The sequence below is a fragment of the Nostoc sp. ChiQUE02 genome (assembly GCF_034531305.2).
Classification (GTDB): domain Bacteria; phylum Cyanobacteriota; class Cyanobacteriia; order Cyanobacteriales; family Nostocaceae; genus Nostoc.
Map to the genome: position 1 here is coordinate 102,991 of NZ_JAVRBN020000009.1, position 23,032 is coordinate 126,022.

Annotated in this window: 16 protein-coding genes; 9 read left to right on the forward strand and 7 right to left on the reverse strand. The window is 44.1% G+C overall.

The genetic code is table 11. The features are described 5' to 3' along the window. Positions 1-26: 26 nt before the first annotated feature. Both holA and RM347_RS12165 read left to right on the forward strand, forming a co-directional pair. Positions 27-1,016 carry a DNA polymerase III subunit delta gene (gene holA, locus RM347_RS12160; RefSeq protein ID WP_322716520.1) on the forward strand — a complete coding sequence of 330 codons (990 nt, stop codon included), beginning with the start codon at positions 27-29 and terminating at the stop codon, positions 1,014-1,016. Between the two features lie 109 nt (positions 1,017-1,125). Continuing rightward, on the forward strand, positions 1,126-1,608 hold the full coding sequence (locus tag RM347_RS12165; protein ID WP_322716521.1) for a DUF4168 domain-containing protein: 483 nt from the start codon (positions 1,126-1,128) through the stop codon (positions 1,606-1,608). Positions 1,609-1,798: 190 nt separating this feature from the next. On the opposite strand, the gene RM347_RS12170 is transcribed toward RM347_RS12165, so the two are convergent. From RM347_RS12170 to RM347_RS12190, 5 genes are all read right to left on the reverse strand, one after another. Further along, complete coding sequence (locus tag RM347_RS12170) at positions 1,799-2,410, reverse strand: helix-turn-helix transcriptional regulator (RefSeq protein ID WP_322716600.1); 612 nt, start codon at positions 2,408-2,410, stop codon at positions 1,799-1,801. A 939-nt stretch (positions 2,411-3,349) separates the two neighbouring features. Further along, positions 3,350-7,822 carry a hybrid sensor histidine kinase/response regulator gene (locus tag RM347_RS12175; protein ID WP_322716522.1) on the reverse strand — a complete coding sequence of 1,491 codons (4,473 nt, stop codon included), beginning with the start codon at positions 7,820-7,822 and terminating at the stop codon, positions 3,350-3,352. A gap of 245 nt (positions 7,823-8,067) precedes the next feature. Continuing rightward, entirely contained in the window at positions 8,068-10,440 is a 2,373-nt protein-coding gene (locus RM347_RS12180; RefSeq protein WP_322716523.1) for a glycoside hydrolase family 31 protein, read from the reverse strand. Positions 10,441-11,275: 835 nt separating this feature from the next. Further along, positions 11,276-11,413 carry a hypothetical protein gene (locus RM347_RS12185; RefSeq protein ID WP_322716524.1) on the reverse strand — a complete coding sequence of 46 codons (138 nt, stop codon included), beginning with the start codon at positions 11,411-11,413 and terminating at the stop codon, positions 11,276-11,278. A gap of 64 nt (positions 11,414-11,477) precedes the next feature. Then, positions 11,478-12,350 (reverse strand): D-alanyl-D-alanine carboxypeptidase family protein, encoded by an 873-nt coding sequence (locus RM347_RS12190; RefSeq protein ID WP_322716525.1) that lies wholly within the window; start codon positions 12,348-12,350, stop codon positions 11,478-11,480. Between the two features lie 410 nt (positions 12,351-12,760). Between RM347_RS12190 and mnmG the strand changes: the two genes are divergently transcribed. Genes mnmG through RM347_RS12205 form a run of 3 tightly spaced genes read left to right on the forward strand, consistent with a single transcriptional unit; the run spans position 12,761 to position 16,274 of the window. Next, complete coding sequence (mnmG, locus tag RM347_RS12195) at positions 12,761-14,683, forward strand: tRNA uridine-5-carboxymethylaminomethyl(34) synthesis enzyme MnmG (RefSeq protein ID WP_322716526.1); 1,923 nt, start codon at positions 12,761-12,763, stop codon at positions 14,681-14,683. 47 nt (positions 14,684-14,730) lie between these two features. Next, on the forward strand, positions 14,731-14,862 hold the full coding sequence (locus RM347_RS12200) for a hypothetical protein (RefSeq protein ID WP_322716527.1): 132 nt from the start codon (positions 14,731-14,733) through the stop codon (positions 14,860-14,862). Positions 14,863-14,915: 53 nt separating this feature from the next. Then, positions 14,916-16,274, forward strand: a complete 1,359-nt coding sequence (locus RM347_RS12205) for a hypothetical protein (protein ID WP_322716528.1) — start codon at positions 14,916-14,918, stop codon at positions 16,272-16,274. A gap of 73 nt (positions 16,275-16,347) precedes the next feature. Here RM347_RS12205 and RM347_RS12210 read toward each other — a convergent pair whose 3' ends face one another. Continuing rightward, a complete protein-coding gene (locus RM347_RS12210; RefSeq protein ID WP_322716529.1) occupies positions 16,348-16,752 on the reverse strand; it encodes a hypothetical protein in 405 nt (134 codons plus the stop codon). A 537-nt stretch (positions 16,753-17,289) separates the two neighbouring features. On the opposite strand from RM347_RS12210, the gene ldpA reads away from it, so the two are divergent. The 4 genes from ldpA (at position 17,290) to RM347_RS12230 (ending at position 21,420) form a co-directional block, all read left to right on the forward strand. Next, positions 17,290-18,450 carry a circadian clock protein LdpA gene (ldpA, locus tag RM347_RS12215; protein WP_322716530.1) on the forward strand — a complete coding sequence of 387 codons (1,161 nt, stop codon included), beginning with the start codon at positions 17,290-17,292 and terminating at the stop codon, positions 18,448-18,450. 83 nt (positions 18,451-18,533) lie between these two features. After that, positions 18,534-20,267: a R3H domain-containing nucleic acid-binding protein gene (locus RM347_RS12220; protein ID WP_322716601.1), complete on the forward strand. Its 1,734-nt coding sequence runs from the start codon at positions 18,534-18,536 to the stop codon at positions 20,265-20,267. A gap of 56 nt (positions 20,268-20,323) precedes the next feature. Then, on the forward strand, positions 20,324-20,932 hold the full coding sequence (locus tag RM347_RS12225) for a hypothetical protein (RefSeq protein WP_322716531.1): 609 nt from the start codon (positions 20,324-20,326) through the stop codon (positions 20,930-20,932). 299 nt (positions 20,933-21,231) lie between these two features. Beyond that, positions 21,232-21,420 carry a hypothetical protein gene (locus tag RM347_RS12230; RefSeq protein ID WP_322716532.1) on the forward strand — a complete coding sequence of 63 codons (189 nt, stop codon included), beginning with the start codon at positions 21,232-21,234 and terminating at the stop codon, positions 21,418-21,420. A gap of 183 nt (positions 21,421-21,603) precedes the next feature. Here the strand turns inward: RM347_RS12230 and RM347_RS12235 are convergent, their stop codons facing one another. Then, the gene (locus tag RM347_RS12235) at positions 21,604-22,797 is read right to left on the reverse strand and encodes a Coenzyme F420 hydrogenase/dehydrogenase, beta subunit C-terminal domain (RefSeq protein WP_322716533.1); all 1,194 of its coding nucleotides are present in this window, start codon (positions 22,795-22,797) and stop codon (positions 21,604-21,606) included. Positions 22,798-23,032: the final 235 nt, after the last annotated feature.

The following is a 23,032-nucleotide window of genomic DNA, read 5'->3' on the forward strand; positions in this document are numbered from 1 at the left end:
CTGCTCTTCCTCCACGAGGTTTATCTATGCCAATCTATTTTTACTGGGGTGAAGATGACTTTGCCATAGAAAAGGCGATCGCTATGCTGCGCGATCGCATCCTCGATCCCCAATGGATAAGTTTTAATTACACTTCATTCCCCCCAGAACAAGCTGATGCTGCTATCCAGGGGTTAAATCAGGTCATGACACCCTCTTTTGGCGCTGGTGGGCGCTTGGTATGGTTGATAAATACAACTCTGTGCCAGCACTGTCCAGAGAATGTATTAGCAGAATTGGTGCGATCGCTACCAGTCATTCCCGAAAACTCATTTTTATTGCTCACCAGCCGCAACAAGCCAGATGAACGCCTCAAATCCACGAAATTGTTAAAACAATTTGCGACTGAATTCCGAGAATTTCCGCTCATTCCCCCTTGGAAAACAGAATTATTGGTGCAATCTGTTAATCAAGCAGCTCAGACTGTGGGCGTGAAACTGACTGCCAATACTGCCCATCTGTTGGCAGAATCCGTAGGAAATGATACACGGCTTCTCTACAATGAGTTAGAGAAATTGCGGCTATATGCCCAAGGAAGCAATAAGCCTTTAGATATAGATACTGTTACGAAGTTAGTAAGAAATACTACTCAAAATAGCTTACAATTAGCAGCAGCAATCAGAACAGGAGATACAGCTAAAGCTTTGACAACCTTGGCAGATTTGAGCAATGCTTCCGAGCCGGGATTACGGATAGTTGCCACACTGATTGGACAATTTCGCACCTGGCTGTGGGTGAAGATTATGATAGAAAGTGGTGAGCGCAATCAACAAGCGATCGCTATTGCTGCTGATATCGGTAATCCCAAACGGATCTACTTCTTACAGCAAGAAATCAAGCTGCTTTCTGTGCAACAGTTAATCTCTTGCTTCCCCCTACTACTGGAGTTAGAAGTTAGCCTCAAGCAAGGAGCATCAGAAATGTCAACACTCCAGACTAAAATAATCGAACTTTGTCAAGTATGCCGAGGAAATTGACAATCAAATATAAAAGCTTGATGTATTGAGCAGTTGCTGGAACTTCCAACTCCGAAAATAATTCAAAGTCCTTATAATATCCCTGATGTAGTTCTGTGTCACACACTATATGAAGAAAACTTACCATTTATTTTCCCGATCTAGCCGAAAGCGAATTCTTTCCCAATCATTCTTTTTCGGCGCGATCGCCACTGCGGGTGTGATTTCTCATGCTTTTTCATTAAGTTCAAAAGCTTACGCTCAAACTCCAGCACCAATAGTTAACAATACTGAAATCGACAGCTATGCTCAAGCCGTACTTGCAATGGAGCCAGCCCGTCAAAATGCCTTTGAAGAAATTAAAAAACTTATTGGCAATGGAGAAATTCCCAAGATTGTTTGTAACGATTCTAACAGCATAAATGGACTTCCCAGGAAGGCTCAAGATATCGCAGTAAATTATTGTACCCGCTCTCAAAAAATTGTCCAAGATAATGGTTTAAGCATTGATCAGTTCAACAAAATTACTATAGAACTACAAAATAACAATATCTTAAAACGGCAGGTTTACAATACCTTATTGCGCCTACAACAAACTCCTGAGCCTCGATAGTTAAAACTCGCAGAAAAATTAGAGATGATCGCATTAAAAATAACGACCCCCGCATGAAAGCGAGGGCTAGTAGTGCTTTTCTATGAAACGCTGCCAGTATTAGTTCATGAAATGATTGTTTGTAGTTACTTGGTTAATCACCAATAACCTATTGCATTTTAAAAATCAATTTTGATTTCGATAGTAACATTCAATTATAAGACATGCTTGCTTGCCGCTTGGTGTGAATATTTTTCATGTGCTTCTTCACGGTGTTTATTGTAATGTAAAGTTTACTAGCAATTTCTTTGTAGCTGTAGTTGCTTCTATAGAGAAACCAAATTTCCGCTTCTCGTGGTGTTAGGTCAAATTTTTTAACTTCAGTGATTGCTACATTTTTTAGAGACTCATATCGATTTTCTATAGTTACTAATAAACAAGGCATCTCAAACCCATCTAAATCTAGCAGTCTCACCCTAATCTGAAAAATATTTGACTTATCAAGCACAATCTCATCCGATAAAATCATGAGTTTATCAGAAAACAAATACCGACTACTAAGTAACGACTCACAAATATTCCAGATGACTGACGGTACTAAATTTTGGTTGAAATTACCCTGATTAAATTGACAACAAAGGCGATGAGCAGATGCATTAGTATGAACTACTTCACCAGTTTGACTTAAAATTAATATACCGTCTTCTAAACCTTCTATTACTTCTTGTAAAAAATCAGCTCGCTTCGAGTCATGTAGGTCAATATTATCTAGTTGTTGTGATTCAGCTACTGTTTTTATTAATGTTTTCGTTAGAGCGATCATTTCAGGCATCTTATGTATAAAATAATGCTTATTTGTTAGATTCATGAGAGTTGGAATATATACTATCTTTTTTTACATACTTATCTAAGTAAATTTAATCAGCAATCTGGTAAAGAGGTTAAAAAGTCTACGAAAATTGTCTTAACGACTGTGCGTAGCGTTACATAAAGGGTCAATACTACAGACTAATCATGCTAATTAAGGGAAAAAAGTTTTATTTTTAACATTAATTTAATAAAATACTGAATTTACAGTTTACATCGTCTGGTTGGATTATCTAAGGTTGCATAATTTAAATACAACACTTAAATTGCCTATTTCGGAAGCCACTCTCAATATGTTTCGGATAACACATTCAACTGCCTGTGACGACCCCCTTTTTAAGGGAGTAAAGCAGGAAAAGAGTAAGCTTTTTAAGAAAGGTTGGGGGAATCTTCCCTTAATCAACAAGCTAACCGAACCGTATTTATAGCGGTTTATATCCTGGTGAGGTAAGTTTTCAAAGCTATTACCTTGGTCAAAAAGATTTAGGTATACCTCGTACCTCAGTTGCTTAGGAACCGCTATAAATCGCTTCTCTAAGTAGCAATCGCATCAAAAGACAATAATTATTTATATTGCAATAAAAATATACACGTAATTTTTTTATAATGACAGGTATTCACCAACTACGGTAAATTGCAAAGAAAAAAACTGCTTTTTGGTAATTTGTAATTTTGTATAAATTTTGATAGATATTAGGAAAAAAGGGAATGGGGCATTGGGCACGGGGAAGAGGCAGAGGGGCAGGGGGAAAGAGGACAAGGAGCAGGGGGCAGGGAGAAAAGGGGAAAAAGAACCTGTTATCAAGCTTTTCACTTTCCCATCGCACCCTGCACCCTGCTCCCTACTCCCTTGCCTCTTCCTGCTCCCTTACTTCTTCCCCACTCCCCATTTTCTCTAAGTCCGTCCAACAAGACTGGCAACTACTGTAGCTAACTCAGCGGCCTCAACAGGTTTAGGTAAATGCAGCTGATAACCTTCTTGTATAGCTCGCATCCGATCCTCTGCACTAGCATAAGCTGTCAACGCTGCGGCGGGAATATTTCCCCCTAGTTCTGGGGGTTGCGATCGCACTTTGCGAATCAAAGAGTAACCATCTTCCTGGGGCATACCGATGTCGCTGACTAAAACATCTGGTTTCCACTGCGTAATTACCTGCAATGCTTCTGGAACTGATCCCACTGCCTTAACTTCGGCTTGGCACTGTTCGAGGACTGTGGTGATGAATTCACGCGTATCGGCTTGGTCATCTACGACCAGCACGCGCACGCCAAGGAGGGAGAGGGGCAGAGGGGAAGAGGGAGAGACAGGCACAGGGGCAAAGGGGTGAAGGGGCGGACTCTTGAGAAGTGGTAGTTTGACGGTAAACGTTGCTCCTTGTTCTTTACCCGGACTATCTGCGTGGACAGTACCGCCATGTAATTCTACTAAATGACGCACGATCGCTAACCCTAACCCTAATCCGCCATAGGTTCTAGTGCTAGAACTATCAGCTTGACGAAAGCGATCAAAGACGTAAAGAAGAAAGTCAGGACTGATACCAATGCCTGTATCAATCACCTGAATTTGGGCATATTTATCGGTTGTCTGTTGTTTTTCTTGACCACTGACTACTGACAATTGCACCTCTACCCTTCCTCCGACAGGTGTGAATTTGATCGCATTGGATAGCAGATTCCAGATGATTTGCTGCAAGCGCTCAAAATCGCCGGAAACTAAGAATTGAGAATTTTCGCCAAGCTTGCTATCTTCTGAGTGTTGACTGGTTTGGGATTGTGCATTTGGAGATTCTAGATTTTCGCGGTTGATTCCTAATCCCCAATCTGAATTTGGCGTTTCTTTTGAGGGAATCAGGGAAAATCTCAAATCGATTTCTTTGGACTGGGCGGCTAGACTAACAGTCTTGATAGCTGACTCAATTATGGGAACCAAATTACAAGTACGGACATTGAGGCGTAACTTGCCTCTAATCATCCGCGATATATCCAGTAGGTCTTCAATTAGCTGGGTTTGCGCTTTGGCATTGCGCTCAATTGTCTCCGTAGCCCTAGCCATTTGGGTTTCACTGAGCTTGCTTCGTTGCAGTAATTGCGCCCAGCCAAGGATGGCATTGAGGGGCGATCGCAACTCGTGGGACAATATCCCTAAGAATTCATCCTTCATGCGGTTAGCCTCTTGCAACTGCTCAGTTTGTTGTTGCAAAGAAGCAATTAAACTAGCCCGTTCCATTGCGATTGCTATTTGGTCGCATACTGCTTGCATCATCCCCTTTTGATTATCGGTGAAGCTTAACCGAGTACGGCTGCCAAAGGAAAGAGTACCCAACAGCCGTCCTTGGGCGATCAATGGGTATGTATAATAAGCAGTAATGCCTAAAAAGCGAATCAATTCTGTTTGCGGGTCAGTGGATTGCTGCACATTCTCTAAAGCTATGGAATGGCGTGAGAGCGCTACAGTACCGGAAACCCCTTGACCAAATGGCAAGTACTCAATTTCCTTTGCCACCTCTGGGAAAATGCCACTGTAAGACCCCAACCGCATTACTTGAGAGTTATCCTCAACCAAATAGTTCAAATAAACATCTAAACCAATTTGGTCTGAGAGTTTTCGGTAGACGCTATCGATTAGTAGTACTGGTTCTTGGCTTGATAGTAAATCGTTGGCTGTGTCGAATAGTAGCTTTAGCCTTTTGTAACTTAACGAGAGTGCTTTTTGGGCATCCTTCAGGTTGCTAATTTCTTGGAACACCAAGATACAGGTAGCTGGATGACCGTGCATTGCTGGTAAGGTATCAGCAAATATCAGTAGAGAGCGCACACCAGCGGGAGTGTGCCAGTCTACCTCCAATCCATTCAGGCGTTCGCCAAGGGCAACCCGTACTCCTGGCATTTGCTCATTGGGAATGCGATCGCCAGCCGCATTTGTGTAGTGATAAACTGTGTGATACTCTGCTGCTGGTACACCTTTGGGAAATTCGCCCCCAGCTAATTCGTCAGCAGAGCGATTGGCAAAAGTTACCCGCGCGGTTCCTGGTTCGATAAACAACAACGGTCTTGGCATCAGATTTAGCACATCCTCCAGCCATTTTTGCTGATTTAGGAGTACTTCCTCTGCCTGCTTGCGCTCCGTAATATCTAAAAATGCACCAACGCTTCCTCTGGTTTTACCCTCTTCGTCAAACAGGGGTGCAACGTACTCCAACAAGTTGACGATTTTTCCATTTTCATGGACGACATCGAGTTCACAATCCAGAACTTCGACACCATGAGTAGCAGAGTATTGCATTGGGAGTTCCTCTGCTGACAGTTCCCTGCCTTCTCGGTAGAATTTAAAGCTTGTTGATTTTTCGTCTAAGGCGGTGTTGAGGGAGGCACTTGTATCTGAGGATATTCCCAACTGCTTGGCAAAAGAAGGGTTGGCCTTGATATTTTGGCATTCTGGATCTTCGGCAATGCCAATTCCAATGGGAATTACCTCCAACAAAGTTTGTAATTCAGAAATGCGGCGCTGTAGATCCTTGTTTAGTTGTAGGATTTTTTCCTTAGCCAGCTTTTGCTCGCTGATGTTGCGAGTCACTGTTGCTAAGGCAATTGGCTGACCTGTGTTGTTGTCTGTAACAGTAAAGATGTTGTAATCAACTGGTATCGGTTGACCTGTTTGGAGGTTGCAAAAGCAAAATTCTCCCTGCCAGCGCCCTTGTAATAGCACAGTCGGCAGTATATATTCTTGAAAATAGGCTTTGTCTTTGGGCATGACGTAATCTAATAATGCTTTTTGCCTCACTTCATCAAGGCTGGCAAGCCCTACCAGCTTTTGACCTGCATCATTTATGTAGAGTAATTGACCTTCAAGGGTGGCGATACTGATAAAGTCAGAGCTATTTTCTACCAACAGTACTAATTTTTGTTGCTCTGCTTCTGCTTGCTTGCGATCGCTTAAGTCGAGGATAAATGCTACTGACTCTTCCCGATTTTCTCCTAGCAGCACGTAACCAACTAAAACCGGGATGCGGCTACCATCTTTGCGGATATATTCTTTCTCATAGGGCGTACAAGCAGCGTTGGCGTTATCTTGTGCTTCGCTGACACCTCGTTCATCCAAGTGTAAATACTCTGGTGGTGTGATAGTGTTCCAACTTAACCTACCTGCTAACAAATCCTCCCGCGTGTAACCAATCATCCTGAGAAATTCGTCGTTTGCCTGCTGGATACCGCCATGCACATCGCCAAACAGAATGCCGATAACGTTAGCATCTACAAAACTTCCCAGCTTATCTTTGTAGGTTCTCAGTGTTTCTTGGGCGCGGTCGCGTTGATGGCTGAGGCGTTCAATAACCCTGGCACTTTGCCAAACCAAAATAGTAAAAGTCACAATCAGGACGATCGCAAACACCGATACTGCAAACGCCGGATCGTATTGTCCTGCCCGTTGACCTTCAACAATCACCCACCCCAGTATAAAAGGCACTGCGATCGCGGCAACTAATAAACGCCGTGCAAGTAAGCCGCCGTAAGTATCACTTGTAACTACCCTCATTAACCCCTGTTCTGCCCGCATCCACAGAAGGCCTATACTTAGTAAGGTGAACAACGCCGCTGTGTGTAAGGCCATTGATGTTGTATAGGGGGCAAGTCCATAGAGAACTTTTACTTTGTAGGCATAGCCCATGAGCGCCTGAAAGGAAATTAAAGTAGCGATTAGAACGATACTTTGGGCATACCAATAACTGCGGTGGGTTTTTGGATGAATCAGAATCTGTAGGGCTACGCTGACCAGCATAAAGTTTAGTGCTGTGTTCACCCCCATTCGTCCTGGATACGATGTCGCCAAACTGGTTGGTGAGTCAGAGAATAGCAGTTCGTCAATACCAAGATTCCAGCCAAACACATATTCACAGAGGGTGAGCGCAGCAATTGTGGTGACAGCTATTGCACAGACTCTGGAAATTAGCAGAGTGAGTCGGGCCAAGCGGCCCCCTCTGGAGTTGGAAACTGTGGAACTATGGGGGTAATTTTGAATTATTCTTTCTTCCCTACTCCCTCCGTTCGCGCTTCTCTGCGAGACGCTTTGCGAACGCGTCTCTCCTTCGGAGGAGCTCCCAGCGGAGGCTTCCTCGACTTCTCTCTGCTCTCTTCCTGTTAAAAATAGCCACAGCGATACACCACACAGCACAAAACACAGCGCTGTATTAACTTTCATTGTGGCAGGGCTACCGGTAAAGCCACGTTTGAAAACTTCAATGCCTAGCCACCAGCCAACTACTACCAAACTGCCAACCAAAATGGGAATTGCACTTGCGACTTTTGCCACAAGTGAATTTCCAGGGATTTTCAATATATCTTGCAGCCGCAAGCGGTTAACATTTAACATTGAGTGTTCTCTAACCGCATCTATCTAGCGTAGTAAATTTACGTATTTCTTACGGTTTAACTATTTATATCCTTTGTATTGTATGTTACCCTTTGACTTGGTTTTCATCTACCTCTATGCATATTTTTTCTTGCACAATTTAGAGTAGGAAATAATCTTGGTTGAACTGGGGACTGGGGACTAGGGAAAAGTTTTCCAATGTCCATCTTTAGTAAGTACCCAATACCCAGTACCTAGTCCGTATTTCAAAATTGCAGAGTATGCCGCTTACCATCATCTTGGAAACGTTGCTCTCCGACACCAACAAGTTCTACAATCACTTCACGCGGTGGAGGTGTCCATTCTCCCATTCTCGCTCCAATTTCAACTACTGTTTGATTAGACTCAGTAAATACGCTGATACTTGCTAGCGAAAACTTTTTATCTTGATACTTGTTTGTATGCCCATCATCTTCAAATAGCTGATATTCGCTATTACCAGGCCAAATCCGTAATCGGATCTCGTCGAGTGGGGCTTGATCAACGTATTGCCTGACAGGCTGCATGGGAACGATCGCACCGCCACGGACATACAGTGGCATTCTTTCTAGTGGTGCATGAGCAAGAATATGAATCGGGCCTTCATAGCGATCGCCATTCCACCAATCATACCAAGTGCCGGCGGGTAAATAGACAGCTCGATGCTCAACTCCAGGGCGGTAAATTGGTGCAGCCATCAGCGATGCACCTAGCAATACTTGATCGTAGAGAGTGTAGGTTTTGGGATCGTTGGGGAAATGGTACAATAATGGTCTTAAAATCGGTGCGCCTGTTGTTGCCGCTTCCCAAACAAGAGTGTAGATATAGGGAAGTAGTTGGTAACGTAAATTAATATATTCTCGACAGATATTTTCAACGCGATCGCCAAATACCCAAGGTTCATGACGAGCAGTAGACATTGCCGAGTGACCGCGCATCAATGGGTAAAGCATTCCCACCTGCATCCACCGAGCGAATAATTCAGCTGTAGCGTTACCAGCAAACCCGCCAATATCGCAACCTACAAACGCCACACCCGAAAGTCCCATGTTGCAAAGCATCGGCAGAGACATTTCTAAATGCTCCCACAACGATTGGTTATCCCCCATCCACACAGAAGACCAGCGCTGCACACCAGCATAACCCGATCGCGTTAACACAAATGATCGCTCTGAACTTCGATGCCGTTGCAATCCTTCATAGCAAGCTTTAGCCATCATCAACCCATACAAGTTATGCACTTCCGTATGAGTCACATCAATTCTTAATTTTGAATTTTGAATTTTGAATTTTGAATTCTCTTCCCCCCCCTGCGGTGCATCTAGCGGAAACCAAATCTTTTCACCATCATCGCCGAAGGGGCGATCGTTTATGGCAGGTTCATTCATATCATTCCAAATTCCTGCCACCCCAATATCAGTTAGGCTTTTGTGTAAATCAGCCCACCAGTTACACACATCAGGACGTAAAAAGTCAGGAAAAACAGCTTTCTCAGGCCAAACGTAGCCGTGGAACAACGCACCATCAGCTTTACGCACAAAATAGTCATTTTCTATTCCTTGGTCAAAAACATGATAATTGGCTTCTGGTTCATACTTCACACCAGGATCAATGATTGTGACTGTTTTGAAACCATCCTCTGCTAAATCACTGATAAGTTTTGCCGCGTTGGGGAAGCGTTGAGGACTCCAGCTAAACACCCGATAGCCCCGCATATAGTCAATATCAAGGTGAATGACATCACAGGGAATGCAGCGCTGGCGAAATTCCTTTGCTAATTCCCGCACAACGGTTTCTGAATCGTAACTCCAGCGGCATTGATGATAACCTAGCGCCCATTTCGGCGGTAATGGCATTCTCCCAGTTAGCTGAGTGTAAGTTTCCAGAATTTGAGCAGGTTCGGGGCCGTAGATAATGTAATAATCCAATTCACCGCCACGAGTTTCCATCTTCCAAATACCTGGTTGTTCAGCACCGATATCGAACTGACTCCAAAAAGTGGTGTTAAAAAAGATGCCATAGCTTACCTGCGGACGCAAAGCCATAAAAAATGGAATTGCTTGGTACATTTCATCAGTAAGTGCATCATAATCTAAAGCATCCGTTGTCCAGTTGGTTTTTACTTCGCTGAGTTTATCCAGAAAGCCTGTGCGTTCACCAAAACCATAGAAATGTTCATCGGCTGTAATTCGTTTCCATCCTGCAACTGCGCCCATCCGCCAACCCATCCCCATATCTGCATCTTGGGCAAAAGGGCGATTAGCTTTGTCGAAACAGGTAATACGACACTTTTCTCGCTGGACGCACACACGAATCTTTTCTGTTTCAATTTCTACCGTTGCTTCAGTTTCCCGTACTGCAAAAGGTGTTGTTGCCCATTGTGCATCATCCAGCGTCACTGCCCAAGAACGACGAGGCATAAATTCCCCAGTTGGTGCGAAACGCACGCGGATTAAATTGGGAGCAAGTACGCTGATGGTAAAGCGTGAGTCGCCACAGTCAAAATTAATAATATTATTGTCCCACCTTACAGCTTTTACATTGCTAACTGTTGTCCAAGGTTGGTTCGTGGTGGGTAGTTTTCCGAAATATTGCGGCATATCAGTTATTCAGCAGGTTAACACTTGTCCGCATTCATGATTACAGAGATACTCAGCCTCAAACTCTTTCTTTCGCTAGAAGTTGGGTGAAAAATCAGCAGATATTTTTTTAGCAAGAGTAGTTCTTAAATAATGCACAAAATGTTGTCATTACAAAAATATTGGTCGAAACTCCTGATTGCAGGCTGGTTGCAGTTAATCTTGACTGATACCATCTTCATGCGCTCATTATAGATAGGACTTACGCAAGAGACTTCATGAGCTGCGCTCACAAGGAACAATGAAAATGTCTTTCCCTCCTACCTCCTGCCTTCTGCCTTATTTTCAAGGCAGTTATTGAATAACGAACCACAGACAGAGGGCACGGAGAAATCAGAGTTTGAGAGATATTTTGCGTAAGTCCTAATGAATTTTATCCGTTCTTTAACGGTCCCTTTCTCCACTCTTTTCAATTTGCCCTTTTTTGAGCATGTGCTTGAAGAAGGCAGGAGGCAGAGGGCAGAAGGCAGAAGGAACTTTTTCGTCGGGGATTCAGACACCGCACGCCAGTTCCTTTATGCCGGGAAGCCCGTCCACCGAACTGGCTCCCAATGTTGTTTGCGCCGTGTAGACGGCGGGGTTTTAGACCCAAGTTCGGTTCGGTCACAGCCAGAGGACTGTTGCAGTATTCCCTTCTGCCTCCTGCCCTCTGCCTTTCTTGATAATTTCGTAACTCTTTATCGTTACGTCCTAATACAGGCTTGTAGGGCTATATTAGTAGCATTGGTGGGTTTTTTAGAAAAGCGATGTCTGACGACAAGTTGCTACGCGTCTACGCTGACCCATTTTCGCAACATTAAAGCATTAAAGCTAAGTTATCATTGAGTTTGCTTAAGTTACGTTGCAGAATTGAAGATACTTTCTGACTTTGATAAGTTGCTCTTAATAAATCGATTAAGAAGGTTTGCTCCTGGTTAGCAGCTTCGTTTGGCATAGCTAAATCCCTGAGAATACATATTTTAAATTATTATTACCAAGTTTTCATTGCTATCTAACTATTAAAGTGGCGTAATCCAATAAGTAATGCCTCGGACAACTTGTTTATTAAAACCAAATAGAGGTAAATTATCTTCAGTTAAACCTACATAAGTCCAATGTGGAACATCATTTTCTACAGTTTGAAACCAACCATTTTGATTAAGAGCTTTTCTTTGTTCTTTACTGCCTACGCGTAAATCAATTGCTAATCCCCAGAGATGTTGTGAAGTTCCGGGAGGTGCAACCAAACCGAGGATTTTTGTTTCTTTACCCTGTTGAACTTTTGTCAAAATTTGATTATTGGCATATTTGTGCCAAAATCTTAAATTCGTGTTGAAAGTCCGAGTACAATCACCAGAACCATAACCAGATTTTAGCGGGATCTGTTGCTGAATTCGTGCTTTATTTAAAGCATTAGCAGCTGATTTTTGTAAGTAACAGTCGTTAGTGCCATCCACATGACCCATTGTTAAAGTAGCTTGAAACTCTTGGGTCTCTTGTTCATTCGCAAAGATATCTTTCTGCGGTAGTTTAATTTCGACATCTTGATTTACAAAGACCGCGCCATACGTCCGCAGCAAAGTATATTCATAAGTACCAGGCTGGGGAATTGTGGATAACTTTCTAGCGATCGCAGATAAAAAGCGCTGTTGAGCATTTAATTCTGGATTGGGAAGAAATGCTTTTGATGTTGGCTCTTTAGGAATATCTGTACAAGGAAATGAATCAGTACTCAAGCATACATTTAATGGTTGGGCAGTTCTAGCCAATTTGTGGTGGGTAATCTCATTACTAGCTACTAAGACAAAAATCATCAAGATAACTATACTAATGAAAGTTGCCTTTTTGATAATTCTATTAATTATTCTTTTCTTTTTGATGGGGAGTTTCATTTTTAAATAATTGCTTAGTTGATTCAAAATAAAATTAAGAGGCTTACTTGTTACAAATATCTCTTACTGATTAGTTAAAAAGATAAATAATAGAAATTAAAATAGATAATTAATTGGTATTTGCTTGCAATTTTATAAAAGTTATACAAAATATCTCAGCCATACCAGTAATCAATTATTTTGTTTTGATTGCTACCCATGTGAACAATAGCTTTGAGCGACAACCCGGAAGATTGCCATAAAATTTAAAAAATATAATCTTTTTTACTTAATACTCAAGTTTAAAAATAGAAAATTGTCTTTGTTGAGTACTAGTAAATTAGATAACTTTTTTATCAGAAAGATACATCCATGAAACCACTGGAACAGTTAAAATTGAAAAGAACTCTAAGCTTGCCGATCCTGTAAGTATGACCATGCACAATTCCGTTGAATTCCAAGACGCTTTTGATGTCATAGTCGTCGGTGCAGGTCACTCCGGTTGCGAAGCAGCTCTTGCCTCTGCACGCCTCGGTTGTCGTACCCTGCTATTGACGCTCAACTTGGATAAAATCGCTTGGCAACCTTGTAACCCAGCGGTGGGTGGACCGGCTAAATCCCAGTTGACTCATGAGGTAGATGCACTCGGCGGAGAAATTGGTAAAGTAGCAGACCGCACCTACCTACAAAAACGTATCCTCAACTCTTCACGAGGGCCTGCTGTTTGGGCATTACGCGCCCAGACGGACAAGCGCGAATATGCAGCGGTGATGAAAAATATTGTTGAGAACCAAGAAAACTTGACAATCCGCGAAAGTATGGCAACAGACTTGGTACTGGGCGCTAACGGTGAAGTCATCGGCGTTGAAACTTATTTTGGTGTGGGGTTCCAGTGTAAAGCAGTCATCTTGACAACTGGCACCTTCCTGGGAGGCAAAATTTGGGTTGGTAATAAATCAATGCCGGCGGGACGGGCTGGGGAGTTTGCGGCTGAGGGATTGACACAAACTCTGAATCGCCTGGGATTTGAAACTGGAAGACTTAAAACTGGAACTCCAGCACGGGTAGACAAGCGATCGGTAGATTATAGTAAAATGCTCATCCAGCCAGGTGATGACGATGTGCGCTGGTTTAGCTTTGACCCAGATGCGTGGGTAGAACGGGAACAGATGCCTTGCTACATCACCCGCACAACTACCGAAACCCATCGCCTAATTCAGGATAATTTGCACCTGTCGCCAGTTTATGGCGGTTGGGTAGAAGCGAAAGGGCCGCGTTATTGTCCCAGTATTGAAGACAAAATTGTGCGCTTTGCTGATAAAGAAAGCCACCAAATCTTTATTGAACCGGAAGGAAGAGATATACCCGAACTGTATATCCAAGGGTTTTCTACAGGGTTACCAGAAAATTTGCAGTTGCAAATGTTGCGGACTCTTCCCGGTTTGGAAAAATGTGTGATGCTGCGTCCCGCCTATGCTGTGGAATATGACTATTTACCTGCAACTCAGTGTTACCCCACATTAATGACCAAGAAGATTGCCGGACTGTTTTGTGCTGGGCAGATTAACGGTACTACAGGTTATGAAGAAGCCGCAGCTCAAGGACTTGTGGCGGGAATTAACGCATCTCGATTTGTTCGCTCTCAAGAAATGATTGTCTTTGCCCGCGAGCAAAGTTATATTGGGACGCTAGTTGATGACCTGTGTACAAAAGACCTGCGGGAACCTTACCGGATGCTTACCAGTAGGTCAGAGTACCGATTGATATTGCGTTCTGACAATGCCGACCAACGCCTAACACCCTTGGGACGGGAAATTGGTTTAATTGACGATCGCCGCTGGGATCTATTTACCCAAAAACAAGCGAATATTACTACAGAAAAACAGAGATTGCAAGCTACACGAGTCAAAGAACATGATGAAATGGGAATAGCGATCGCATCTAATACCCAACAAGCAATTAAAGGTTCAATTACCCTTAATGACTTGCTGCGGCGTCCGGGTTTCCATTACGTTGACCTCGACAGGTTCGGACTGGGCAACCTCAACCTCAACCGCGCCGAGAAAGAAGGCGCAGAAATTGACATCAAGTATTCTGGCTATCTCGCTAGGCAACAAAATCAGATTGACCAAATTGCCCGCCAAGCGCACCGCCAGTTACCTGGGGATTTGGATTATACAACAATTGATACTCTTTCTAAAGAGGCACGGGAAAAGCTGACTCACGTAAAACCACTCACTCTTGGTCAAGCTGCACGTATAGGTGGTGTGAACCCAGCCGATATTAATGCCTTATTATTATATCTAGAATTGCGTAGAAGCAAGAGCCAGTCAGAGTTTCCAGCGTTAGCTTAACACAAGCGCGAGAAAGACTGAGTATAGTAGTAGGGAAGGAGATTGGTATGATAGATGACATAAAGATTAGTAGTGGCATCATCAACAATCCCCAGATGAAAGTTGAGTTTAATACCAACACTCAATCAACTCCTCTCAATAGGGCGGGGATTGGGTGTTTGATTAATAATCCTAATTAAGAGGTAGTAGGGGCGGCGTTTCTCCGTCCTAGCAGCAACAACCGAGAACGTCTATGTTAAAAGAAGCCAGCACCCGTCTCATAATACCAGAACCATCAGAAGACTTAATCGCCAACGAGCCTTGGTCGATAGAAAACTATGCTGATGGCCTAATGGATGAACTCTTTGCCGATATCGACTGCATTCTGGATTTTAGTGGTAATCTGCCTTCTCAAACCGTTAGGCACAGTAATCAGAAAAAATCGAGCCAGTCTGTTGCTGGGGTTTCCCCTCAACCTCAACGCCAGTCGCCTCCAGAAAACGTGCTGCAAACAGTTACGATGCCGCAGATTATTTTACCAAACACACTGAACCAGCCAGTACAGTCGGTTGCTCAAAATAAACATAAGCAATTGAGTACCGTTGTGTTTGACAGTGCCACCGTTACGCCAGTTAGTAGAAAGCGTCAGAAAAGTAGCCGTACGTTGGGTAAACTGCTAATTGTAGGAACAACTTTAGGCGTGGCGATCGCTGGTATTATCTACCTGGTACAGTCTGGAGTCGTATATCTTTTAAATACCAACTTGACCCAGCCAGCTCTTCTAGTACCACAACCGCAGTCACAGTTGCCCGTAAAAACAGAAATTGAGGCAGAGTTAGTTGACTATATGCTGGGAGCACTGGCAGTTATAGATAAGCAAGAAACAACGCCCAATCAAAAATCTGTCAGCCCAGGATTCTCCAGTCAGGCAAATACTAACCAAATAGCTCTTGCTCGTGAGCGAGTAACTGGTAATCTACCACCACTTCCACTTTTAGCTAACAATACACCACCAGCTCCTAACCGTTCTGGAAGTGTTGTTGAGCGCATCTATGTTCCCGTTTATCAAGCGCCGTCGCCAATGCGCTATGCCCTGCCGGCTATTCCTGGGACTCCCACACTTTTACCACAAGTTGCCAGTGCATTACGGGGTTCTCAACCTAATGTTGTGAAAACTGCGCTGAATACAGTGCGACAAGCTGCCAAGCCTGTAACCGTCAACATGTTAGCTGCTGCTGTCCGAGCCGAACTCAAACCTGTGGCGGCGAAAACTGCACCCATTAGCGTGCGACAAACACCCAAGCCTCTGCCTGCATTACCAGTAGTTCCATTGCGTGCTGCACTCGCACCAGAGTCAGAACCAACTATTACCCAGGAACAAGTATATCCGCCAACTGCGATCGCAGAGGCTCCTAGCAATACCTTGGAGGGATTGCTAGAGTTGGGCAACAAATCTGCCGCTTTATTTAAAATCGATGGCGTGACTCGCCGCATCAATATGGGTGAAAGTATTGGCTCAAGCGGTTGGACACTAGTAGATGTCAGTAATGGCGAAGCAGTCATCCGGCGTAACGGCGAAGTGCGATCGATTTACGCAGGGCAGAAATTGTAAAAGTTTTTCTGTCAGCAACTCTTCCAATCAACAAAATATTGCAATAATAAACTCTAAGCTCGACTTTATCCAATTAAGCCGCATAAACAGCTATATCCCTCAAACGTTCAAATAAGGCGCGAGGGACTTTTACCGTATCAGTGGTTTCAGCTGACATTGAAAAAGTGCTAGCCCATAAAAATCGACGCACCAAAGCGAGTGCATCCGAAAAAGTTGGTAAAGATTTTGAGTACCAAATAGTTTGCCGAACTTGCCAAGAAAAATGCGTTTGTAAGTGATGAGCTAATATAGTTACTAAAGAAAATAACCCCAACAATGCAGGTGTTGTGCGAGCAATTGCCAAGTCTGACCAAAGACAAAGTTGGGTTTCCATACCTAAGTGTGCTCTAACTTCTTCAAAGGTAACTTCCATTTGCCAACGGCGCACAAACCACTCCAAGATTGCGAGATTTATCGTTTCTACAAGCTGCGCTTTCACTCTCGTATTTATCTTCCGTGATGCTAAACAGTTTACTGGACTGAGTGAAAGTCAAGCCCGTGATGTCAAAAAGCTTGACTTTCATTTTAATGCCAGTTTTGCTGCCCTCAATATTGCCAAGCTCGATGCTAATCGGCAGCAGTTGGGTCAAAAACCCTTTGTCTTTTCGATGGCGAGTATCAAACGACGCGCACTTAATGACCATTTGCTCGACACTTTTATTTCAAAGTTAAGACTCTCGCCAACTGTAATTAAATCCCATCCTAACTATCAAAACTTACGAGCTTACGGCGTTATTGCTGCTTAATTTTGTCCGAAGTATTGTGTTAATTAACCCTTGATTAAATAATCTTGCGCCCCACCCTTAATAGATTGGGGCATAAGTCATACAAAGGGAGAAATAATTAATGCCCCAATCCCCATTGCCCCTTATCCCTAGAGGGGGTACCGAGTTCCCCAATCCATAAAATCAGGAAATCCGGACTTTTTCTTGATCGCAGACTACTATTTTTAGTCGTATAAACGCATAATAGAATAGTGACTGATCTGTTCGCCCCTTTACAATCTCTCAAACAAGGTGACTGGTTCAAGCTGATCTGCGGAGCCAGCTTCCAGCATTTGCCGGCAGTCAGAAGTTTAACGTTAGCCTATACTTTGGCGGGCGCTGACTGCATAGATGTTGCAGCTGATCCAGCGGTGATTGCAGCGGCGCAAGCAGGGCTACAAGTCGCCAAATCTCTGGCTAAGGATGCCCAAAAGCGAGGCTTTGACTACAAAGGCAACTCACCATTTTTGATGGTCAGCCTGAACGATGGAGAAGACCCCCATTTTCGGAAAGCAGAATTTAATCCTACTGAGTGTCCTACAGACTGTCCTAGACCCTGTGAACGGATTTGTCCGGCACAAGCAATTGTGTTTAACAATATAAAAGAAGACTTCTCAGGAGTAGTATCCGAAAAGTGCTATGGCTGTGGTCGTTGCATACCAGTTTGCCCATACGATATAATTTATACATCGTCAACTGTAACAACGCCGGGAGCGATCGCGCCATTGGTAATGTCAACGGGAGTAGATGCCGTAGAAATCCATACACAAGTCGGGCGTTTGGCAGAATTTGAGCAATTATGGCAAGCAATTTTACCGTGGGTCGATCAATTAAAGTTACTAGCCATCAGTTGTCCCGATGGCGAGGGGATGACTGACTACCTGAGAGCGCTGTATGACCTGATTGCTCCACTCAAGGGTGCTTTAATTTGGCAAACCGACGGTCGTCCCATGAGTGGTGATATTGGCGATGGCACCACAATAGCCGCGGTGAAATTAGGGCAGAAAGTTTTGGCAGCTAAGTTGCCGGGATATGTGCAGTTAGCAGGCGGCACAAATAGGTATACCGTTGCTAAGTTAAAAGCAATGGGACTGCTCAAAGAGGCAGGGGAGCACTTAGCTGGGAGCAAGGGAGAAAACTTTTCTCCTCTGCCCCCAGCTAAGTGCCCCTCTGCCTCCATCGCCGGGGTCGCCTATGGTAGCTACGCCCGTGTACTGCTGTCACCAATTCTCGAACAGTTAGAGAATAAGGAGGTAAGTAACACCAATGTGAAGGCGACTGTTCGCCTAGAAGAAGATGACATATTACTTTGGCAAGCTGTAGAACTTGCCCATTCTCTCGTTTCCCAGATCAAGTCACAGCAGGAGCGTTAATTGCTCGTTCGGAAAAATACCCAGGGCGGTTTCTCCTGCACGCAAATGTCCTCGCTATCTCTAAAAACGTCACCATAGAAAGCATGACGATTACAGACGATCTCCAAAAGTTATTAGACATTTTGCCCCAAGACCTGCGACAAGTACTAGAGAGTCATCCCAAACGAGATAGTTTAGTAGAAGTGGTCTTGGATTTGGGTCGTCGCCCAGAGGCTCGCTTTCCTAATCAAGCTGAGTATCTGAGCGAAGTACCCGTTACTCAAGAACAGATAGATGATTGCATTCAACGAGTCGGAATCTTTGGCGGAGATAATCGGGCAGGAATTGAGCAAACTTTGCATCGGATTAGCGCCATCCGCAACCGCACGGGTAAGATTATTGGCTTGACCTGTCGCGTTGGTCGAGCGGTATTCGGAACCATTGGCATGATCCGCGATTTGGTAGAAACTGGTAAATCGATTCTCATGCTGGGGCGTCCAGGCGTGGGCAAAACTACTGCCTTACGGGAGATTGCCCGTGTTTTAGCGGATGATTTGCATAAGCGAGTAGTGATTATTGACACCTCCAACGAAATTGCTGGGGATGGTGATGTTGCCCATCCCGCCATTGGTCGCGCTCGGCGGATGCAAGTGGCTCATCCAAATCAACAGCATCAGGTGATGATTGAGGCAGTGGAGAACCACATGCCAGAGGTCATTGTCATTGATGAAATTGGCACGGAACTGGAAGCTTTAGCGGCTCGTACCATTGCGGAACGGGGTGTACAGTTGGTAGGTACTGCCCACGGAAATCAGATCGAAAACCTGATTAAAAACCCCACCCTGGCTGATTTAGTTGGGGGTATCCAAGCTGTGACACTGGGAGACGATGAAGCCAGACGGCGAGGCTCTCAAAAGACTGTTTTGGAGCGGAAAGCCCCGCCTACCTTCGAGATTGCTGTGGAAATGTTGGAACGCCAACGCTGGACAGTACACGAAAGTGTTGCTGACACCGTAGATAATCTGTTGCGGGGTCGTCAACCTACTCCACAAACGAGAACCGTTGATGACCACGGCAAAATTGCGGTTACAAGGCAGTTAGCTGTTGTCAACGGTCGTGGTGGACAGCTAGGAACAGTGGAGGATTCTTTCCCACCAGCGCGACAGTCTAATGGCTGGCGTTCATCTGGACAAATGGTAGCATTGCCACAATTGCCTGTAGAGCGGGTGACTGGACGCAGTGAGTTTGATCGTTTGCTGGATGAATCTTTCAATTATTCTGAGAGCATTGATTTGGATGCTGCTACAAGAGTGCCAGGGCCCAATGGTGAAGATTTGCCATTGCACGTTTACCCTTATGGCGTTAGCCGCCACCAACTGGAACAGGTGATTAGCGTGCTAACTTTGCCCGTGGTATTGACAAAAGATATAGATAGTGCAGATGCAATTTTAGCACTGCGATCGCACGTCAAAAACCACGCCAAATTACGCCAAATGGCTAAAGCCCGTCATGTACCCATCCACATGATTAAGTCCAGCACCATTCCCCAAATTACCCGTGGTTTGCGGCGGTTGCTGAACATCGACGACCCAGAAATGGCCGATGACCGAGAACTGCAACTGTTTTTGCACAATGGTAGCGATGATGAGATGGATGCCTTGGAAGAAGCGAGACTTGCTGTTGAGCAAATTGTGATTCCTAAAGGACAGCCAGTCGAGTTATTGCCGCGTTCTCCCCAAGTCCGCAAAATGCAGCATGAGTTGGTGGAACATTATCGCCTCAAGTCGCATAGTTTTGGTGAAGAACCAAATCGCCGCTTACGGATTTATCCGGCATAACCTCACCCCAACCCCTCTTCGCAGTGCGGAGAGGGGATGTCATTAGGAGACACTTGATGTCCTATAGAGAATTTTCTTTAAGAAAAGTAAAACAAGACTTTAATCTCACCTTAGTAGAAGGTGGGCGATTTTTGCCTCCTATAGAATCAATTTCACCTAGTCCCCTACTGGCTGAATTTTTAGCAGAAAGTATCCAGTTAGCAATTGCAATGGGTTCTGAAAAAGCTAGATCAGAATTGATTATCAGCCCAATATTATTTGAAGTCCGAAAAATTCTTAACAGACAAATTAGTTTCTTTTCTGGAGAAGAATTTAATGTTGAACCAGAAGTTGGACTGGCTGGATTTTGCGACTTTCTGATTAGCATTTCCCCTGAACAATTATTTATTGAAGCCCCAGCAGTGGTGATTGTGGAAGCCAAAAAGGAAAATCTTAAAGGTGGTTTGGGGCAGTGTATCGCAGAAATGATCGCCGCCCAAAGGTTTAATGCCAAATACGAAAAAGCTATTGCTACTATCTACGGTAGTGTTACTAGTGGCAACCTGTGGACTTTCCTCAAGTTGGAGGATAGCACTGTAACTATTGATTTAACTGAATATTTAATTCCGCCAGTAGAACAAATCTTAGGTATTTTGGTGTGGATGGTTCGGTCACAATCAAATTAAGGTTGGGTTTCGCTTTTGATGGCTGTTAATTTACCCATGCCAAAAAACCCGGTCACGAAGACCAGGTTTTTGTGGGGCCATATTCCCCCAAGGCTAGTTATAGAAGTTATTCATAAATTAGTGTTCTGGTAATAACTACCAAACTTAAGTTAGCAATTTCGGAAAATTGTTGCCCAATTATCAAAATTTTCTCTTACTCACCTGTGTGATGCCTGCGACTGTCTCCAGCCGAACTCCTCATACTTGACGAGCCAACAGCGAACCTTGACCCGAAAACAGAACATGAGATTTATAACATTTTGCGTACCCTAGCCAAGGGAAGAATAGCCGTTGTAGTCAGCCATCACCTCGCCTTGGCAAAACTAGTAGACCGAGTAGTAGTACTAGAACACGGTCAAATTATCGAGGTAGGCACTCATGACGAACTCATTGCATTAGGCAGACAGTATCACTTGATGTTTACTCGTCAAGCTAGTAGTTACAACTGAGAGGGGAGTGGGTAAGAAACAAGGGAGCAGGAAGAGGCAAGGGAGTAGGGAGCAGGGTGCAGGGTGCAATGGGAAAGTGAAAGGCTTGATAACAGGTTCTTTTTCCCCTTTTCTCCCTGCCCCCTGCTCCTTGTCCTCTTTCCCCCTGCCCCTCTACCTCTTCTCAATGCCCCAGATTCTCTTTTATTCTGGTAATTTATATTGCCCAACAATACGCTTGGCAAACTCTGGAACATGCGCCTCTAATTTCTCTGGATGATTTCGCTTCACATACAAATAATTTCGAGTAAAGTGAGAATCAATCGAAAACCGCGCATATTCTAAACCCTTGGGGCCGATTTTTTCGATGACCACACCCATCAGTTTTGCTGCCCACATCGGGAGGGTAACGCCTTTATCGTAAGCGGGAATACTTTGCTGTACAGCTTCCTTGCGGTTGCCTTTAGACATCACTGGTTGAGTATCTAACTGGTCTTTCACCAAATCCAGCATTTCCTTACCTGTGTCATTTCTGACTACAATCCACTGCCAGCCGAAGGGTGCGCCCATATAGCCAACGACTAAATCTGCTAGGGAGTTGACGTAATCAAAGCAACTCATACAAGACGGTGCAAAGACATCTTGAAGTTTGTTAGTCTTCAAACCAAAGAAAGGCACAGTTTCAGATGAGCCATCCTCATGTTTGAAGTGAACCCGGAAGTCTTGCATGAATTCGTAATGCACAACTGTCTCAGGCGATCGGCTGGTGGTTTCTAAGAATTTTTGCAGTCCAGCGCGGTTAACATTATCTACGCAGGGCGTACCCAAAACATACAGTTTTTCTAAACCCAGTTGTTTTTCTACGGCTCGTAATGCCTGGATTTGACAACCAACACCAATTACTAATAGCCGCTTCATCCCCGATTTTTCTATCTGTTCCAATACAGAAAGATTTGGGGAAAGTGTTGGTTTGTTTACTCGTGCCGCTAGAATTTCTTCTGGGGTTCGGGCGATGACGGGCATGGGTTGAAAGCGGTCTTCTTTAGTATTTTGCACGCAGACGACACCTTCAACTAAGCTGCGATTGAGCATTTCAATGGCAATGCTGCTAACAATACCCGTCCATTGTGCGCCTTCAATGGGCTGCTGTTTCCGCGCCGCCATCATGTCTTGGTGAACACCAAAGTAGAGTTCATCAGGGTTTTCGAGATGGCGCGATCGCGTGTGCGTTTCTTCTTCAAGTTCGCCTATTTGCTGATTAATAAAAGCACAGGCTTCCTTGACATAGTGAATATAGTATGTATCGCATAGTCCGCACTCGCTACAGAGTTCTTTAGCAGGGCGGCGGCTGGTAGATTTTAAGGCTTTGGCTTTTTTGTGAGGAGAAACTGAGGTCATATAAATTTTTTGTTTTATCCAGGAATCGCTCTTATTACAATACATTCACTGGCTATGAACTTGACGATAGAGATTGAAGAAGAAGATGGACGGTATCTGGCTGAAGTGATTGGTTTTTCTGGTGTACTCGTTTAAGGTGAATTCTACGGATACTATATTAAGCCGTCGAACTTACGTTAATTTAATTACCTGATTCCTCTAGAAAGTATTGTCGCAGATGAGAAACTATAGAAAT

Excerpts from the sequence above, each read along its gene's own strand:
- holA (WP_322716520.1), top strand. The coding sequence starts at position 27 with ATGCCAATCTATTTTTACTGGGGTGAAGATGACTTTGCCATAGAAAAG.
- RM347_RS12165 (WP_322716521.1), top strand. The coding sequence starts at position 1,126 with ATGAAGAAAACTTACCATTTATTTTCCCGATCTAGCCGAAAGCGAATT.
- RM347_RS12170 (WP_322716600.1), bottom strand. The coding sequence starts at position 2,410 with ATGATCGCTCTAACGAAAACATTAATAAAAACAGTAGCTGAATCACAA.
- RM347_RS12175 (WP_322716522.1), bottom strand. The coding sequence starts at position 7,822 with ATGTTAAATGTTAACCGCTTGCGGCTGCAAGATATATTGAAAATCCCT.
- RM347_RS12180 (WP_322716523.1), bottom strand. The coding sequence starts at position 10,440 with ATGCCGCAATATTTCGGAAAACTACCCACCACGAACCAACCTTGGACA.
- RM347_RS12185 (WP_322716524.1), bottom strand. The coding sequence starts at position 11,413 with ATGCCAAACGAAGCTGCTAACCAGGAGCAAACCTTCTTAATCGATTTA.
- RM347_RS12190 (WP_322716525.1), bottom strand. The coding sequence starts at position 12,350 with ATGAAACTCCCCATCAAAAAGAAAAGAATAATTAATAGAATTATCAAA.
- mnmG (WP_322716526.1), top strand. The coding sequence starts at position 12,761 with ATGACCATGCACAATTCCGTTGAATTCCAAGACGCTTTTGATGTCATA.
- RM347_RS12200 (WP_322716527.1), top strand. The coding sequence starts at position 14,731 with ATGATAGATGACATAAAGATTAGTAGTGGCATCATCAACAATCCCCAG.
- RM347_RS12205 (WP_322716528.1), top strand. The coding sequence starts at position 14,916 with ATGTTAAAAGAAGCCAGCACCCGTCTCATAATACCAGAACCATCAGAA.
- RM347_RS12220 (WP_322716601.1), top strand. The coding sequence starts at position 18,534 with ATGACGATTACAGACGATCTCCAAAAGTTATTAGACATTTTGCCCCAA.
- RM347_RS12225 (WP_322716531.1), top strand. The coding sequence starts at position 20,324 with ATGTCCTATAGAGAATTTTCTTTAAGAAAAGTAAAACAAGACTTTAAT.
- RM347_RS12235 (WP_322716533.1), bottom strand. The coding sequence starts at position 22,797 with ATGACCTCAGTTTCTCCTCACAAAAAAGCCAAAGCCTTAAAATCTACC.